This is a genomic window from Microbacterium sp. P26, assembly GCF_023712585.1.
Classification (GTDB): domain Bacteria; phylum Actinomycetota; class Actinomycetes; order Actinomycetales; family Microbacteriaceae; genus Microbacterium; species Microbacterium algihabitans_A.
Window position 1 is genome coordinate 536,725 of the sequence record NZ_JAMAXZ010000003.1, and the last position, 15,988, is coordinate 552,712.

Genomic DNA, 15,988 nt, shown 5'->3' on the forward strand with positions numbered 1-15,988 from the left:
ACCCGGCGCGTCAGAGGAAGACACATCCCCCATTGCATCCGGAAACCACGAACGCCCACCCCCCGAGGGGATGGGCGTTCGAGGAAACGGTGTTGTCAGATCGCGAAGCCGAGGGCGCGCATCATGTCGCGGCCGTCGTCGGTGATCCGCTCGGGGCCCCACGGCGGCATCCACACCCAGTTGATGCGGAAGCGATCCACGACGTTGTCGAGGGCCTGGGCCGTCTGCTCTTCGAGCACGTCGGTCAGCGGGCAGCCGGCCGAGGTGAGGGTCATGTGGATGACGAGCGCGTCGTTCTCGTCGTCCCACGCGAGATCGTAGATGAGGCCGAGGTCGACGACGTTGATCCCCAGTTCGGGGTCCATGACGTCTTTGAGAGCCTCGGTGACCTCGTCGTACTTCTCGGGAGCGAGGGTTGCGGTCATGTAACGATCCTACGCGTCGATCGGGGTACCGGCCTCGAGGAAGCGGTCGTAACCCTCTTCTTCGAGTCGGTCGGCGAGCTCGGAGCCGCCCTCTTCGACGATCCGGCCCTTGACGACGACGTGCACGAAGTCGGGGCGGATGTAGCGGAGGATGCGCGTGTAGTGCGTGATCAGCAGCACACCGAGGTCGGTCTGCTCCTTGGCGCGGTTGACGCCCTCCGACACGATCTTCAGCGCGTCGACGTCGAGGCCGGAGTCGGTCTCGTCGAGCACGGCGATCTTCGGCTTGAGCAGCTCGAGCTGGAGGATCTCGTGGCGCTTCTTCTCGCCGCCCGAGAAGCCCTCGTTGACGTTGCGTGCGGCGAACTTCGGGTCCATGCGGAGGTTCTCCATGGCGCCCTTGACGTCCTTCGTCCACGAGCGGATGGCCGGAGCCTCGCCGTCGATGGCCGTCTTGGCGGTGCGGAGGAAGTTCGTCACGGTGACGCCGGGGATCTCGACCGGGTACTGCATGGCGAGGAAGAGGCCCGCGCGGGCGCGCTCGTCGACGCTCATCGCGAGCACGTCTTCGCCGTCGAGCGTGATGGAGCCGCTCGTCACGGTGTACTTGGGGTGCCCGGCGATCGTGTACGCCAGGGTCGACTTGCCGGAGCCGTTGGGGCCCATGATGGCGTGGGTCTCACCGGTGCGCATGGTCAGCGTCACGCCGTTGAGGATCGGGGTCGTACCGTTCTCCGTCTCGACCGTCACGTGGAGGTCGCGGATCTCGAGGACAGACATGGTGTTCCTTACTCGTAAGTCTTCAGGTCGTGGGCGTTGTCGTGAGCGGCGCTCAGGCCGTCGCCTTGGTGACGGCGGGATCGATGAACACGTCGTCTCCGTCGATCACGACCTCGTACACGGGGACCGGCTCGTAGGCCGGGAGGTTCAGGGGGCGACCGGTCTTCAGCGAGAAGGCCGAGCCGTGCGCCCAGCACTCCAGCGTCTCGCCCTCGACGAAGCCGTCCGACAGCGAGATGTCGCCGTGGGTGCAGACGTCGCCGATCGCGTGGACCTCGCCGTTGCCGTCGAGCACGACCGCCATGGCGACACCGTCGATCTCGACACGACGGGCTTCGTCCTGCACGAGCTCACTCAGGGCGCAGGCGCGCGAGGCGCTCACGCGGCGGCCCCTTCGGCCAGCTCGTGCTCGATGGCCTCGATGAGCTCGGTCTCGAGCTCGGGGATGCCGATGCGCTGCACGATCTCGGTGAGGAAGCCGAGCACGACGAGGCGACGGGCCTCGTCTTCGGTGATGCCGCGAGCCTGCAGGTAGAACAGCTGCTCGTCGTCGAAGCGACCCGTGGCGCTGGCGTGGCCGGCGCCCTGGATGTCACCGGTCTCGATCTCGAGGTTCGGGATCGAGTCGGCGCGGGCGCCGTCGGTGAGCACGAGGTTGCGGTTGGCCTCGTACGAGTCGGTGCCCGTGGCATCCGGTCCGATGAGCACGTCGCCGATCCAGACGCTGCGCGCGCTCTGGCCCTGCAGCGCACCCTTGTAGAGCACGTCGCCGACGGTGTGCGGACCCTTGTGGTGCAGGTAGACCTGCGACTCGAGGTGCTGACCGGCGTCGGCGAACGACAGGCCGTACAGCCGCCCCTCGGCGCCGGGGCCAGAGAGCTCGACCGACGGGTTCACGCGCACGACGCCGCCGCCGAAGCTCACCACGACGTGCGTGAGCTTGGCGTCGCGGTCGACGCGGGCCTGGTGCGATGCCGCGTGCACGGCGTCGTCGTTCCAGCGCTGCACCGACACGACCGTGAGGTCGGCGCCGTCGCGCACGATGATCTCGACGTTCTGAGCGTGGTCGGCGGTGCCCTCGTGACGCAGCACCACGGTGCCGCGCGAGTTGGGCTGCGCGTCGATCACGACGTGGGCGTGCGCGAGGCCGCCCGTGCCGGTCAGGCGCACCACGACGGGCTCGTCGAGCTCGACGTTCGCGGGGATCCGCAGCAGCGGAGCCTCGGTCTCGTGGGTCCAGGCGAGAGCCGCGGGCAGGTCTTCGGGTCGGAAGTGCTCACCGCGCGGCGCGTCGCCGGCCGCGAGGCGCAGCTGTTCCACGGCATCCGGCGCCTGCACGTCGACGGTGATGACGCCGGTCGGGCCGGCCTCGTCGACGAACAGGGGAGCCAGGCGCGCGATCGGGCTGAGCTTCCAGTTGACCTCGCGCCCCGTGGGGGTGCCGAAGTCGGCCGGGTCGAACGAGGTCAGACGCTCCGAGCGCGTCTGCACCGGAACGACGGATGCCACGAGGGCTGCCGGGTCGATGTGACCCTCGGCGGCTGCGGGAGTTTCGGTCGCAGTCGTCATTTAGCCTACGGATCCTTCCATGCCCATTTCGATGAGCTTGTTGAGTTCGAGCGCGTACTCCATGGGGAGCTCCCGCGCGATGGGCTCGATGAACCCGCGAACGATCATGGCCATGGCCTCGTCTTCGGGCATGCCGCGCGACTGCAGGTAGAACAGCTGCTCTTCGCTGACCTTCGAGACCGTGGCCTCGTGACCGAGCTGCACGTCGTCGACGCGGATGTCGATCGCGGGGTACGTGTCGCTGCGCGAGATCGAGTCGACCAGCAGCGCATCGCAGCGCACGGTGTTGGCGGAGTGGTGCGCGTTGGCGTCCACCCGCACCTCGCCGCGGTATCCGGCACGACCGCCACCGCGGGCGATCGACTTCGAGACGATCGACGACTGCGTGTACGGAGCCATGTGGATCATCTTCGCGCCGGCGTCCTGGTGCTGACCGGGACCGGCGAAGGCGACCGAGAGGGTCTCGCCCTTGGCGTGCTCGCCCATCAGGTAGATGGAGGGGTACTTCATCGTCACCTTGGAGCCGATGTTGCCGTCGACCCATTCCATGGTCGCGCCCTCGTGGGCGACGGCGCGCTTGGTGACGAGGTTGTACACGTTGTTCGACCAGTTCTGGATCGTCGTGTAGCGCACGCGGGCGTTCTTCTTCACGATGATCTCGACCACGGCCGAGTGCAGCGAGTCGCTCTTGTAGATCGGAGCGGTGCAGCCTTCGATGTAGTGGACGTAGCTGTCCTCGTCGGCGATGATCAGCGTCCGCTCGAACTGACCCATGTTCTCGGTGTTGATGCGGAAGTACGCCTGCAGGGGGATCTCGACGTGCACACCCTTGGGGACGTAGACGAACGAGCCGCCCGACCAGACGGCCGTGTTCAGCGCCGCGAACTTGTTGTCACCGGCGGGGATGACCGTGCCGAAGTACTCCTCGAAGAACTCGGGGTGCTCGCGCAGAGCGGTGTCGGTGTCCATGAAGATGACACCCTGCTGCTCGAGGTCTTCGCGGATCTGGTGGTAGACCACCTCGGACTCGTACTGCGCGGCGACGCCGGCGACGAGGCGCTGGCGCTCGGCCTCGGGGATGCCGAGCTTCTCGTAGGTGTTGCGGATCTCTTCCGGGAGGTCTTCCCAGGTCTGCGCCTGCTTCTCGGTCGAGCGCACGAAGTACTTGATGTTGTCGAAGTCGATCTCCGACAGGTCGGCACCCCACGTGGGCATGGGCTTCTTGCCGAAGAGCTGGTAGCCCTTGAGGCGCGTCTTGAGCATCCATTCGGGCTCGGACTTCAGGGCCGAGATGCCGCGCACGACGTCTTCGTTGATGCCGCGCTGGGCGAGGGCGCCCGCAGCGTCGGTGTCGTGCCAGCCGAACTCGTATTGCCCCAGGCTTTCGAGCTCTGGTCGGTCGATGAGGACATCGGACATGGTGATCACTCTCCTTCTCGGGCCACAACGGTGTCATCCGCCCCGACATTCCGGACTCCGGTCGAAGTCCCAGGAAGGTCGCTGGTGGGCCCGCTCGAAGGCGCTGGCTGCGCGCCTAGACTGTCGTGGGTGCGGTTCGCGCGAGCGCTGCACCCGGACCCTTCGATTCTACAGGCAACACCCGCTCCCGGCATGGCACCCCCGCTCTCTCGACGGCCCGGAGCACTTCGACGCCAGGAAGCCGTACGCATGCCCTCCGCCTCGTCCCCCACCGCTTCGACCGACGCCGCCGCGTCCCGCGTGCCGGCCCCTCTGCGCCGCTTCGTCGCGTGGCTCCCGTCCGAGGTCGACGCCCGCGTGCGCGTCTTCGCGTGGCTGTCGTTCGTGGCCGAGGTGCTGATCATCGGCACCGGCGGCGCCGTGCGTCTGACGGGGTCGGGCCTGGGCTGCCCCACGTGGCCGCGCTGCACCCCGGACTCCCTCGTGAACACGCCCGAGATGGGCATCCACGGCATCATCGAGTTCGGCAACCGCACGCTGACCGGGCTCGTCGGCATCCTGGCACTCGCCGTCGTCGTGCTGGTGTGGCGCATGCGTCACGAGCGCCGCGTGCTGTTCGTGCTCTCGCTCATCGTGCTCGTCGGGATCGTCGCGCAGGCGGTCGTGGGCGGCATCACGGTGCTGACCGGCCTGAACCCCTTCATCGTCGGCTTCCACTACATCGCCTCGGTGTCGATCGTGGCGGTGTGCGCGGCGTTCCTCGTCTTCATGAACCAGTCGGCCGGCCCCCGCGCCCTCGCCGTGCCGCGCGGCTTTGCCGCCCTCGTGCACGCCACCACCGGCGTGCTCGCCCTCACGATCGTGTTCGGCGTGCTCACCACCGGCGCCGGCCCCCACTCGGGCGACGCCGCCGCGGGCCGCAACGGCTTCGACGCCGAGGTGCTCGAGCACGTCCACTCGTGGCCCGGATACGCCCTGTTCGTGCTGACGCTCGCGATCGTCGTGCTCGCCTGGCGCCTGCGCCTCGACGTGCGTCGCTGGGCCGTCGCGCTGCTGGCCGTCGAGCTCGTGCAGATCGCCGTCGGGCTGTACCAGGCCCGCAACGGACTGCCCGAGATCGCCGTGGGCACCCACATGGTGCTCGCAGCCCTGGCCGCCGCGACCATGACCGTCGTCGTGCTGCGCCTGAAGCGCCCCGCCGTGGCCGAGGCGCCCGCCGCGCGTCGCTCCACGGCATCCGCGCGCAGCTGACCCGGCGACACCGGATGCCGGGAACCCGGCGCACCGCCGGGCGTCACCCGGGCGCACCGACCCTTATACGCTCATAGGCCATTCATCGGCGACCCCTATCTCGCGCTCTGACGCGTGGGTCATGGTGGACCGTGGCACTTTCGTGCCCGCCGTCCCGTCGTCCCCCGCTTCGGGACCCGTACCCGACACCCCCTGTCGGAACGACAAGGAGTACTCCCCATGAAGACCCGTCCCCGCCTGGTGACCAGCATCCCGTTCTGGGTGCTCGTCGTCGCATCCCCGGCCGCCGTCGCCGGCGGACTCGCGATCGTCCTGAACGGGATCGACGCGATGGAGCAGGTGCTCAACGATCCCAACGCCACCGTCGTGCAGGTCTACGTCGGCCAGTCGTGGGTCGTCGTGGGCGCCGCGGTGCTCGGCGCCGGCGCGATCGGCATCGCCCTGGCTCTCGCGCTCGGTGCTGCCGCCACGCTCACCCGCCGGCCCGACGTCGCGATCGAGACCATCGACTGGAACAGCGACGACGAGACCGTCGCCGAGAGCTCCGCGGCTCCCGTCGCCCCGTTCGCCCCGGCCACCACCGCCACCCCCCTCGCGGTGGAGGATGCCGACATCGAGACCCCCTCGACCGCGACCGCTCCCCCGCAGGCCGCCGCCGCAGCGAGCCACGACGCCCCCCAGCTCGACACGGGAGACGACGCCGCGCGTCGCTGATCCCGCGAGAACCGAGAACGCCCGCTCCCGTTATGGGGGCGGGTGTTCTCGCGTATGGGCGGGGCTCAGGGCGAGAACGAGGGCTTGCCTGATGGGAGCGGGCGTTCACGTGTGTGGGCGGGGCTGAGGGCGTGCGTGCCGTCATGGGGACGGGAGTTTCTCGTGTGGGCGGGGCTGAGCGCGTGCGGCGCGGGCGGGCGGAGCAGGTTCATAGGGGCCGGATGCCGCGGGCCCGGTCCTCCGTGCCCCGAACACCGTCACGACCGTTCGCGGACCGCCGTCGAGCACGCCGCGGAGTCGGGACACGCCCCACGGTCGCTCGAGGTCCTGGCATCCGGAAACGCGAACGCCCACCCCGCGAACGGGACGGGCGTCGACGAGACGGATCAGAAGGGCAGCAGCGGGTCGACCGCGATGGCCACGAACAGCAGCGTCAGGTAGGTGATCGAGGCGTGGAACACGCGCATCGGCCGCGGCTCGCCCCCGCGCACGGCGCGGGAGTAGAGGCGGTGCGACTCGTAGATGAACCAGCCGCCGAAGACGAGGGCCGACACGGTGTACACCAGGCCCATCGGAGCGACGGGGATGAGCAGCAGCGAGCACGCCACCGTCGCCCACGCGTACAGGATGACCTGCAGGCCCACCTGCGACCCGCTGCGCGTGGCGCCGAGCATCGGCACGTCGACCTCGTCGTACTGGGCGGCGTACTTCATCGACAGCGGCCAGTAGTGCGGCGGCGTCCACAGGAACACCAGCGCGAACAGGATGAACGGCACGAGCGAGAGCGAACCGGTGACCGCCGACCAGCCGATCAGCACCGGGAAGCAGCCCGCGATGCCGCCCCACACGATGTTCTGCTCGGTGCGGCGCTTGAGGATCATCGTGTAGATCACGACGTAGAAGAAGATCGCGGTCGCCGACAGGGCGGCGGCGAGCAGGTTGGTGAAGGCCCACAACCAGATCGTCGAGACCGCCGCGAGCGTCCACGCGAACGTCAGCGCGCCGCGCGGCGAGACCTCGCCCGTGACGAGGGGGCGGTTGACCGTGCGCTGCATGTGCGCGTCGATGTCGCGGTCGAGGTACATGTTGAACGCCGCGGCCGAGCCCGCGCTGAGGGAGCCGCCGATGACCGTGGCGAAGATGAGCCACAGGTTGGGCAGACCCTGCTGCGCGAGGATCATCACCGGCACGGTGGTGACCAGCAGAAGCTCGAGGACGCGGGGCTTCGTCAGAGCGACGTAGGCCCGGAGGGTGCGTCCGACGGAGCGGCGATCGGTCGTCGCAATGACGTGCGACGTCGTCGAGATGTCCATCGTCCCCCGGGGTAAGCGCGTATAGAACCTCAACGATTCTAAGCCATCCCCACCACAGGTCCGGCCGCCTGTCGACCCCCGTCTCAGACGGCAACCGCGACGGGCGATCTCGCTATGCTGGCCAATGAACGCGCGCCCCGCGCCGACACCCCACCCCACTCCCACTCCTACGGTGGTGAGCGCGACGTCGGATCGTGAACAGGGCGCTCAGTATCGAGAAAGGCGACCCTGTTGTCGGACTTCGAATGGGATGACATCGATCGGCGCGCGGTTGACACCGCACGCATCCTGGCGGCTGACGCCGTCGAGAAGGTGGGCAACGGCCACCCGGGGACGGCCATGTCGCTGGCCCCCGCCGCCTACCTGCTCTACCAGCGGGTGCTGCGCCACGACCCGGCCGACACGCACTGGCCCGGCCGCGACCGCTTCATCCTCTCCGCCGGACACTCCTCGCTCACGCAGTACGTGCAGCTCTACCTCGGTGGCTTCGGCCTCGAGAAGAAGGACCTCGAGGAGCTGCGCACCTGGGGCTCCCTGACCCCCGGCCACCCCGAGTACGGCCACACCGACGGTGTCGAGATCACGACCGGACCGCTCGGCCAGGGCCTGGCCTCGTCCGTCGGCTTCGCCTACGCCGCCCGCTACGAGCGCGGCCTCTTCGACGCCGAGACCCCGGCCGGTGAGAGCCCGTTCGACCACTTCGTCTACGTGATCGCCGGTGACGGCGACCTCCAGGAGGGCGTGACCAGCGAGGCCTCCTCGCTCGCCGGCCACCAGGAGCTCGGCAACCTCATTGCGATCTACGACTCCAACCAGATCTCGATCGAAGACGACACCAACGTCGCCTTCACCGAAGACGTCCAGAAGCGCTACGAGGCCTACGGCTGGCACGTGCAGACGGTCGACTGGAAGAAGACCGGCCAGTACGTCGAAGACGTCGCCGAACTGCACTCCGCGATCGAGGCCGCCAAGGGCGAGACGAGCAAGCCCTCGCTCATCATCCTCAAGACGATCATCGGCTGGCCCTCCCCCGGCAAGCAGAACTCCGGCAAGATCCACGGCTCCGCCCTCGGCGCCGACGAGCTCAAGGCCACGAAGGAGGTGCTCGGCTTCGACCCCGAGCAGCACTTCGCCGTCGCCGACGACGTGCTCTCGCACACGCGCAAGCTCGTCGAGCGCGGCGAGGCCGAGAAGGCCGCCTGGCAGCAGAAGTTCGACGCGTGGGCCGAGGCCCACCCCGAGCGCAAGCAGCTGTGGGACCGCCTGCAGGCACGCGAGCTGCCCGGCGACATCGCCGACGCGCTGCCCGCCTTCGAGGCCGGCAAAGACGTCTCGACCCGCGCCGCCAGCGGCACGGTCATCAACGCCCTCGCCGCCGAGCTCCCCGAGCTCTGGGGCGGTTCGGCCGACCTCGCCGAGTCGAACCTCACCACGATCAAGGATGCCAAGTCGTTCATCCCCTCGTCGTGGTCGACGCACGAGTGGTCGGGCGACCCCTACGGCCGCGTGCTGCACTTCGGCATCCGCGAGCACGCCATGGGTGCGATCCTCAACGGCATCGTGCTGCACGGTCCCACGCGTCCGTTCGGCGGCACGTTCCTCATCTTCAGCGACTACATGCGCCCGCCGGTGCGTCTGGCCGCCCTGATGAACATCCCCACGATCTTCGTCTGGACGCACGACTCCGTCGCCCTCGGCGAGGACGGCCCCACGCACCAGCCGATCGAGCAGCTCGCGACCCTCCGCGCCATCCCGAACTTCGCCCTCGTGCGTCCCGCGGATGCCAACGAGACCTCGGTCGTGTGGCTCGAGATGCTGCGTCGCACCGCCGGCCCCGCCGGGATCGCGCTCACCCGCCAGAACATCCCCGTCTTCGCCCGCGGCGAGGGCGAGGCGTCCGGCGACGAGTTCGCCTCCGCGGCGAACGCCGTCAAGGGCGCCTACGTGCTGGCCGAGGCCGCGAACGGCGAGCCCGACGTGATCCTCATCGCCACCGGCTCCGAGGTGCAGCTGGCCGTCGAGGCGCGCGAGAAGCTCGCCGCCGAGGGCGTGCACGCCCGCGTCGTGTCGGCTCCCTCGCTCGAGTGGTTCGCCGAGCAGGACGAGGCCTACCGCGAGTCGGTGCTGCCGTCGTCGGTGAAGGCGCGCGTGTCGGTCGAGGCCGGCTCCGCCCTCAGCTGGGCGGGCATCGTCGGCGACGCCGGCCGCTCGGTCGCGATCGATCACTTCGGTGCGTCGGCCGACTACAAGACCCTGTTCCAGAAGTTCGGCATCACCACCGAGCACGTCGTCGAGGCCGCGCGCGAGTCGCTGGCCGCCGCGAAGAAGTAATCAGAGGAGAACCAGAATCATGAGCACTCCCACCGCCGACCTCGCCGCCCAGGGCGTCAGCATCTGGCTCGACGACCTGTCGCGTCAGCGCATCCAGTCCGGCAACCTCGCCGAGCTCATCGACTCGCGAAACGTCTCGGGTGTCACCACGAACCCGACCATCTTCGCCGGCGCCCTCTCGAAGGGCGAGGCGTACGAGGGCCAGGTCACGGAGCTCGCGGCCGCCGACGCCAGCGTCGACGAGGCGATCTTCTCGATCACCACCGACGACGTGCGCGACGCGTGCGACATCTTCACCCCGGTCTTCGACGCCACCAACGGCGTCGACGGCCGCGTGTCGATCGAGGTCTCCCCCGACCTCGCTCACGACACCGAGGGCACCGTCGCACAGGCGAAAGACCTCTCGGCCCGCGTCGACCGCAAGAACGTGCTGATCAAGATCCCCGCGACCAAGGCGGGCCTGCCCGCCATCACCGAGGTCATCGGTGCCGGCATCTCGGTCAACGTCACGCTCATCTTCAGCCTCGAGCGCTACGAAGAGGTCATCGACGCCTACCTCGCCGGTGTCGAGAAGGCGCAGGCCGCCGGCCACAACATCTCGACCCTGCAGTCGGTGGCGTCGTTCTTCGTCTCGCGCGTCGACACCGAGATCGACAAGCGCCTCGCCGCCATCGGCACCGACGAGGCCGCCGCGCTCAAGGGCAAGGCCGGCATCGCCAACGCGCGCCTGGCCTACGAGCTGTACGAGAAGAAGTTCTCGGAAGACCGCGCCAAGAAGTTGCTGGATGCCGGCGCCACGGTGCAGCGTCCGCTCTGGGCCTCGACCGGTGTCAAAGACCCGGCGCTGCCCGACACGCTCTACGTCACCGAGCTCGTCGCCCCCGGCACCGTCAACACGATGCCGGAGAAGACCCTCGAGGCCACCTTCGACCATGGCGTGATCGAGGGTGACACCGTGACCGGTGCCTACGCAGACGCGCACGACGTGTTCGACCGCCTGGCCGCGGCCGGCGTCGACGTCGCCGACGCGACGCAGGTGCTCGAAGACGAGGGTGTCGAGAAGTTCATCGCCTCGTGGCACGAGCTGCAGGACACCGTCAAGACCGCTCTGCAGGCCGGAAGCGCCCAGGCCGCGAAGTGAGCTTCGCCGTCAAGGTCACCGGCCACGTCAAGTCGGTCGTCGACGCCGAGCTGCCGGGACTCACCGGCTCGCTCATCGCGTCGGGGATCACGGCGTCCGACCCCACGCTGTGGGGAACGGCCGCCGAAGACGAGGCGTCGCGTCGGTTGGGGTGGGTGCGGGCGGTCACCGTCTCGCGCCCCCTCGTGCCCGAGATCACGGCCCTGCGCGACGAACTCGTCGCGCAGGGCGTGACCCGCGTCGTGCTGGCGGGCATGGGCGGTTCCTCGCTCGCCCCCGAGGTCATCGCGCAGTCGGCCGGTGTGCCGCTCGTCATCCTCGACTCGACCGCTCCGGGCCAGGTGCTCGCCGCGATCGACGGAGATGCCGAGTCCGGCGGCCTCGAGAAGACCGTGCTCGTCGTGTCGAGCAAGTCGGGCTCGACCATCGAGACCGACTCCGCCAAGCGTGCGTTCGAGGCCGCCTTCCGCGACCTCGGCATCGACCCGGTGCAGCGCATCGTCGTGGTCACCGACCCCGGTTCGCCGCTCGAGCAATCGGCCCGCGCCGACGGCTACCGCGTCTTCACCGCCGACCCCACGGTCGGCGGTCGCTACTCGGCGCTCACCGCCTTCGGCCTCGTGCCGGCCGGCCTCGCCGGCGTCGACATCGACGACCTGCTCGACGAGGCGGACGCCACGCTGCTCGAGGTCGCGATCGACTCCCCCGAAAACCCGGCGCTCGTGCTGGCCGCGGCCATCGCGGGCGGCGGAGAGCTGCGCCGCGACAAGCTCGGCCTCGTCACCGACGGCAGCCACCTGATCGGCCTGCCCGACTGGATCGAGCAGCTGATCGCCGAGTCCACCGGCAAACAGGGCACCGGCATCCTGCCCGTCGTCCTGCTCCCGGTCTCGCCCGAGCTCGAGTCGACGCCCGACGACCTGCAGGTCGTGCGCTTCGTCGACGACGCGGACGCTTTCCACCTGTTCGAACGCCACACCGGCGAGGTGCTCGTGAGCGGCTCGCTCGGCGCGCAGTTCGTCGTGTGGGAGTACGCCACCGCGATCGCCGGTCGTCTGCTCGGGATCGACCCCTTCGACCAGCCCGACGTCGAGTCGGCGAAGGAGGCCACGCACGGTCTGCTCGACGCGCAGCCCGCCCCCACCGCCCCGGCGTTCGTCGTCGACGGCGTCGAGGTGCGCGTGTCCGACCCGGCCCTGGCCGTCGGCGGCACCATCGCGGGCGTGCTCGACGCGCTGTGGCGCACGGTGCCCGCAGACGGCTACGTCAGCGTGCAGGCGTACGTGAACCGACTCGACCTCGCGCAGCTCGCGGGGTTGCGCGAACTCGTCGCCGCCGACTCCGGACGACCGACGACCTTCGGGTGGGGACCGCGCTTCCTGCACTCCACCGGGCAGTACCACAAGGGAGGACCCGCCAACGGCGTGTTCCTTCAGATCATCGAACGCACCGACGTCGACCTCGAGATCCCGGGGCGACCGTTCACGTTCGGACAACTCATCCAGGCACAGGCCGCGGGCGACGCGAGCGTGTTGGCGGAGGGCCACGGCCGTCCCGTCGTCACGCTGACGCTGACCGACCCGCAGGTCGAAGTCCTCTCACTCTTCGAGGCGGCACAGTAAGCATGGTCGTAGAGATCACACCGGGTCACAATCCCCTCCGCGATCCCGAGGATCGCCGGCTGAACCGGATCGCCGGGCCCAGCGCCCTCGTGATCTTCGGCGTCACCGGCGACCTCTCGCGCAAGAAGCTCATGCCGGCGGTCTACGACCTCGCCAACCGCGGCCTGCTCCCTCCCGGCTTCGCGCTCGTGGGCTTCGCCCGCCGCGACTGGGAGGACCAGGACTTCGCGAAGGTCGTGTACGAGTCGGTCAAGCAGCACGCGCGCACGGAGTTCCGCGAGGAGACGTGGAAGGAGCTCCTCGAGGGCATCCGCTTCGTGCAGGGCGAGTTCGACGACCCCGAGGCGTTCGCGCGCCTGCGCGAGACCGTCGACAAGCTCGACGTCGAACGCGGCACCATGGGCAACCACGCCTACTACCTCTCGATCCCGCCGAAGGCCTTCCCCCTCGTCACCACGCAGCTGAAGGCGTCGGGACTCGTGGGCGACAAGGCCGACGGCGTCAACGGCTGGCGACGCGTCGTCATCGAGAAGCCGTTCGGTCACGACCTGGCATCCGCCCGCGAGTTGAACGAGGTCGTCGAGAGCGCGTTCCCCGCCGACTCGATCTTCCGCATCGACCACTACCTCGGCAAGGAGACGGTGCAGAACATCCTGGCGCTGCGCTTCGCCAACGAGCTGTACGAGCCGATCTGGAACCGCAACTACGTCGACCACGTGCAGATCACCATGGCCGAGGACATCGGCGTGGGCGGTCGCGCCGGGTACTACGACGGCATCGGTGCGGCGCGTGACGTCATCCAGAACCACCTCCTGCAGCTGCTCGCGCTGACCGCGATGGAGGAGCCGATCAGCTTCAACGCCGCCGACCTGCGCGCCGAGAAGGAGAAGGTCCTCGCCGCGGTGCGTCTGCCCGAGAACCTCGCCGAAGCGACCGCCCGCGGGCAGTACGCCGGCGGATGGCAGGGCGGCGAGAAGGTGCTCGGCTTCCTCGAGGACGACGGGATGAACCCCGACTCGGTCACCGAGACGTACGCGGCCATCAAGCTCGAGATCAACACGCGCCGCTGGTCGGGCGTGCCGTTCTACGTGCGCAGCGGAAAGCGGCTCGGACGCCGCGTGACCGAGGTCGCCGTGGTGTTCAAGCGCGCTCCCCAGCAGCTGTTCTCGCACAGCCAGACGCAGGAGCTCGGCCAGAACGCCCTGGTCATCCGCGTGCAGCCCGACGAGGGCGTCACGATCCGCTTCGGCTCGAAGGTCCCCGGCGACGGCACGCAGGTGCGCGACGTCACCATGGACTTCGGCTATGGGCACGCCTTCACCGAGGCGAGCCCAGAGGCCTACGAGCGCCTCATCCTCGACGTGCTGCTCGGCGACCCGCCGCTGTTCCCGCGTCACGAGGAGGTCGAGCTCAGCTGGAAGATCCTCGATCCCATCGAGGAGTTCTGGGCCGCTCAGGGCGGTCCGCTCGAACAGTATTCGCCCGGGTCGTGGGGGCCGGCATCCGCCGACGAACTCCTCGCCCGTGACGGCCGCACCTGGAGGCGCCCGTGATCATCGATCTGCCCGACACCACCGTCAGCGCGATCTCAAAGAGTCTCGTCAGCGTGCGCGAAGAGGGCGGCGCCGTCGCCCTCGGTCGCGTGCTGACGCTCATCATCGTGACGCACCACGGCGCCGAAGAAGAGGTCATCGCCGCCGCGAACGACGCCTCGCGCGAGCACCCCATGCGGGTGATCGCGGTCTCCCTCGGCGACAGCGACGAGGAACCGCGTCTCGACGCGCAGATCCGCGTGGGCGGCGACGCCGGCGCGAGCGAGGTCGTGGTGCTGCGCGCACACGGCCCCGCGGGATCGAACGCCGAGAGCCTCGTGACCGGTCTTCTGCTGCCCGACGCCCCCGTCGTGGCGTGGTGGCCCGCCGAGGCTCCCGAGACCCCGTCGACCTCCGCGATCGGTCGCATCGCGCAGCGTCGCATCACGGATGCCTCGTCGCAGGCCGATCCGGCGGCGTGGGTCGCGCAGCTCGGCGAGCACTACGCCCCCGGTGACACCGACTTCTCGTGGACCCGTGTGACGCGCTGGCGCGAACAGCTGGCCGCGGTCCTCGACCAGCCGCCGTTCGAGCCCGTCACCGCGATCGAGGTGCGCGGCGCGGCGGACTCGCCGTCGACCGCCCTGCTGGCGGCGTGGCTCGGCATGAAGCTCGACGCCCCCGTCGACTACGCCTACCTGCCCGCCGACGAGTGGGCCAGCGGCATCAAGTCGGTGCGCCTCACCCGCCCGAGCGGCGACACGCTCCTCGAGCGGCCCGAGTCCGGCGTCGCGGTGCTCACGCAGCCCGGTCAGCCCACGCACGATCTGGCATTCCCGCGCCGCACGCTGCGCGAGTGCCTCGCCGAAGAACTGCGCCGCCTCGACCCCGACCTGCTGTACGGGCGGGTCATCACCGAGGGTCACGACCTGCTCCTCGCTGCGAGCGAGCGGAGCGCATCGTGACCGAGAACGGTGCCGTCAAGCAGGTCATCATCAAGGCGGATGCCGACACCCTGGCGTCCTACGTCGCGACGCGGTTCGTGAACCGCATCGTCAAGCGCGTCGCCGAGGGCAAGCGCATGCACGTCTGCCTCACCGGCGGCACGATGGGCGGCGCCGTGCTGCGCACCGCGGCGAAGGATGCGCGGGTCGGCGAGATCGACTGGTCGCTCGTGCACTTCTGGTTCGGTGACGAGCGGTTCGTGCCGCGCGACTCCGACGACCGCAACGAGAAGCAGGCACGCGAGGCGTTCCTCGACCACCTCGACATCCCGGCCGAGAACATCCACGTCGTCGCCTCGAGCGATGACGGGCTCGACCTCGACGCCGCCGCGATCGCCTACGCCGACGAGCTCGCGCAGTTCGCTCCCTCGGACCGCAGCGAGACCGGCCCCTGGCCGTCGTTCGACATCTGCTTCCTGGGCGTGGGTCCGGACGCGCACATCGCGTCACTGTTCCCCGACCGGCCCGAGATCTCGGTAACCGACCGGGCGACCGTGCCGGTGCGCAACTCCCCCAAGCCGCCCAGCGACCGTGTCTCGCTGACGCGGCCGGTCATCAACTCGTCGAAGCGCGTGTGGATGGTCGTGGCGGGAGCCGACAAGGCCGCCGCCCTCGGTCTCGCCCTCGCGGGCGCGAGCTACCAGAGCGTCCCGGCCGCCGGCGCGAAGGGGCGTCGTCGCACGGCGTTCTTCGTCGACGAGGTCGCCGCCGATCAGGTGCCCCCACAGCTCATCGACCGCGAGTACTGAGCCTCGACCTCTCTGCGGAGACCGGATGCCATGGCATCCGGTCTCCGCTTTTTGCTGGGTGTACTCACGGCTGACGTCTCTTGTCGTGGGCGGCCCGTGCTCGTACGATTCGGGTGGGGGGCATCCCGATTCGCGCGA

Annotated in this window: 14 protein-coding genes; 8 read left to right on the top strand and 6 right to left on the bottom strand. The window is 69.4% G+C overall.

Annotated features, from left to right (window positions below):
• Window positions 1-95: 95 nt before the first annotated feature.
• The 5 genes from M3667_RS09070 to sufB are packed head-to-tail and all read right to left on the bottom strand — an operon-like array spanning window position 96 to window position 4,193.
• Window positions 96-425 carry a metal-sulfur cluster assembly factor gene (locus tag M3667_RS09070; protein ID WP_013586729.1) on the bottom strand — a complete coding sequence of 110 codons (330 nt, stop codon included), beginning with the start codon at window positions 423-425 and terminating at the stop codon, window positions 96-98.
• Window positions 426-434: 9 nt separating this feature from the next.
• Window positions 435-1,205, bottom strand: coding sequence for a Fe-S cluster assembly ATPase SufC (gene sufC / locus M3667_RS09075; RefSeq protein WP_144833229.1), 771 nt, complete (start codon window positions 1,203-1,205; stop codon window positions 435-437).
• A gap of 52 nt (window positions 1,206-1,257) precedes the next feature.
• Window positions 1,258-1,587: a non-heme iron oxygenase ferredoxin subunit gene (locus tag M3667_RS09080; protein ID WP_251507460.1), complete on the bottom strand. Its 330-nt coding sequence runs from the start codon at window positions 1,585-1,587 to the stop codon at window positions 1,258-1,260.
• Window positions 1,584-2,774: a Fe-S cluster assembly protein SufD gene (sufD, locus tag M3667_RS09085; RefSeq protein WP_251507461.1), complete on the bottom strand. Its 1,191-nt coding sequence runs from the start codon at window positions 2,772-2,774 to the stop codon at window positions 1,584-1,586. The genes M3667_RS09080 and sufD overlap by 4 nt, the downstream gene beginning before the upstream one ends.
• The gene (gene sufB / locus M3667_RS09090) at window positions 2,775-4,193 is read right to left on the bottom strand and encodes a Fe-S cluster assembly protein SufB (RefSeq protein ID WP_144833223.1); all 1,419 of its coding nucleotides are present in this window, start codon (window positions 4,191-4,193) and stop codon (window positions 2,775-2,777) included. It abuts the gene before it with no gap.
• Window positions 4,194-4,442: 249 nt separating this feature from the next.
• Here sufB and M3667_RS09095 point away from each other — a divergent pair, with 249 nt between their 5' ends.
• Both M3667_RS09095 and M3667_RS09100 read left to right on the top strand, forming a co-directional pair.
• Window positions 4,443-5,444, top strand: a complete 1,002-nt coding sequence (locus M3667_RS09095; RefSeq protein WP_251507463.1) for a heme A synthase — start codon at window positions 4,443-4,445, stop codon at window positions 5,442-5,444.
• 219 nt (window positions 5,445-5,663) lie between these two features.
• Window positions 5,664-6,158 carry a dinucleotide-utilizing enzyme gene (locus M3667_RS09100; RefSeq protein WP_251507464.1) on the top strand — a complete coding sequence of 165 codons (495 nt, stop codon included), beginning with the start codon at window positions 5,664-5,666 and terminating at the stop codon, window positions 6,156-6,158.
• A gap of 386 nt (window positions 6,159-6,544) precedes the next feature.
• On the opposite strand, the gene M3667_RS09105 is transcribed toward M3667_RS09100, so the two are convergent.
• Entirely contained in the window at window positions 6,545-7,471 is a 927-nt protein-coding gene (locus M3667_RS09105) for a heme o synthase (protein WP_144833216.1), read from the bottom strand.
• Between the two features lie 231 nt (window positions 7,472-7,702).
• On the opposite strand from M3667_RS09105, the gene tkt reads away from it, so the two are divergent.
• Genes tkt through pgl form a run of 6 tightly spaced genes read left to right on the top strand, consistent with a single transcriptional unit; the run spans window position 7,703 to window position 15,850 of the window.
• On the top strand, window positions 7,703-9,802 hold the full coding sequence (tkt, locus tag M3667_RS09110; RefSeq protein ID WP_251507465.1) for a transketolase: 2,100 nt from the start codon (window positions 7,703-7,705) through the stop codon (window positions 9,800-9,802).
• A 19-nt stretch (window positions 9,803-9,821) separates the two neighbouring features.
• Window positions 9,822-10,943: a transaldolase gene (gene tal, locus M3667_RS09115; protein ID WP_251507466.1), complete on the top strand. Its 1,122-nt coding sequence runs from the start codon at window positions 9,822-9,824 to the stop codon at window positions 10,941-10,943.
• Window positions 10,940-12,565 carry a glucose-6-phosphate isomerase gene (locus tag M3667_RS09120; RefSeq protein WP_251507467.1) on the top strand — a complete coding sequence of 542 codons (1,626 nt, stop codon included), beginning with the start codon at window positions 10,940-10,942 and terminating at the stop codon, window positions 12,563-12,565. Before tal ends, M3667_RS09120 begins: the two co-directional genes overlap by 4 nt.
• 2 nt (window positions 12,566-12,567) lie before the next feature.
• Window positions 12,568-14,118 (top strand): glucose-6-phosphate dehydrogenase, encoded by a 1,551-nt coding sequence (gene zwf / locus M3667_RS09125; RefSeq protein WP_144833208.1) that lies wholly within the window; start codon window positions 12,568-12,570, stop codon window positions 14,116-14,118.
• Complete coding sequence (locus tag M3667_RS09130) at window positions 14,115-15,062, top strand: glucose-6-phosphate dehydrogenase assembly protein OpcA (protein ID WP_144833206.1); 948 nt, start codon at window positions 14,115-14,117, stop codon at window positions 15,060-15,062. The genes zwf and M3667_RS09130 overlap by 4 nt, the downstream gene beginning before the upstream one ends.
• A complete protein-coding gene (gene pgl, locus M3667_RS09135) occupies window positions 15,059-15,850 on the top strand; it encodes a 6-phosphogluconolactonase (protein ID WP_251507468.1) in 792 nt (263 codons plus the stop codon). Before M3667_RS09130 ends, pgl begins: the two co-directional genes overlap by 4 nt.
• Window positions 15,851-15,988: the final 138 nt, after the last annotated feature.

Excerpts from the sequence above, each read along its gene's own strand:
- sufD (WP_251507461.1), bottom strand. The coding sequence starts at position 2,774 with ATGACGACTGCGACCGAAACTCCCGCAGCCGCCGAGGGTCACATCGAC.
- M3667_RS09105 (WP_144833216.1), bottom strand. The coding sequence starts at position 7,471 with ATGGACATCTCGACGACGTCGCACGTCATTGCGACGACCGATCGCCGC.
- M3667_RS09100 (WP_251507464.1), top strand. The coding sequence starts at position 5,664 with ATGAAGACCCGTCCCCGCCTGGTGACCAGCATCCCGTTCTGGGTGCTC.
- sufC (WP_144833229.1), bottom strand. The coding sequence starts at position 1,205 with ATGTCTGTCCTCGAGATCCGCGACCTCCACGTGACGGTCGAGACGGAG.
- sufB (WP_144833223.1), bottom strand. The coding sequence starts at position 4,193 with ATGTCCGATGTCCTCATCGACCGACCAGAGCTCGAAAGCCTGGGGCAA.
- tal (WP_251507466.1), top strand. The coding sequence starts at position 9,822 with ATGAGCACTCCCACCGCCGACCTCGCCGCCCAGGGCGTCAGCATCTGG.
- M3667_RS09070 (WP_013586729.1), bottom strand. The coding sequence starts at position 425 with ATGACCGCAACCCTCGCTCCCGAGAAGTACGACGAGGTCACCGAGGCT.
- M3667_RS09095 (WP_251507463.1), top strand. The coding sequence starts at position 4,443 with ATGCCCTCCGCCTCGTCCCCCACCGCTTCGACCGACGCCGCCGCGTCC.
- zwf (WP_144833208.1), top strand. The coding sequence starts at position 12,568 with ATGGTCGTAGAGATCACACCGGGTCACAATCCCCTCCGCGATCCCGAG.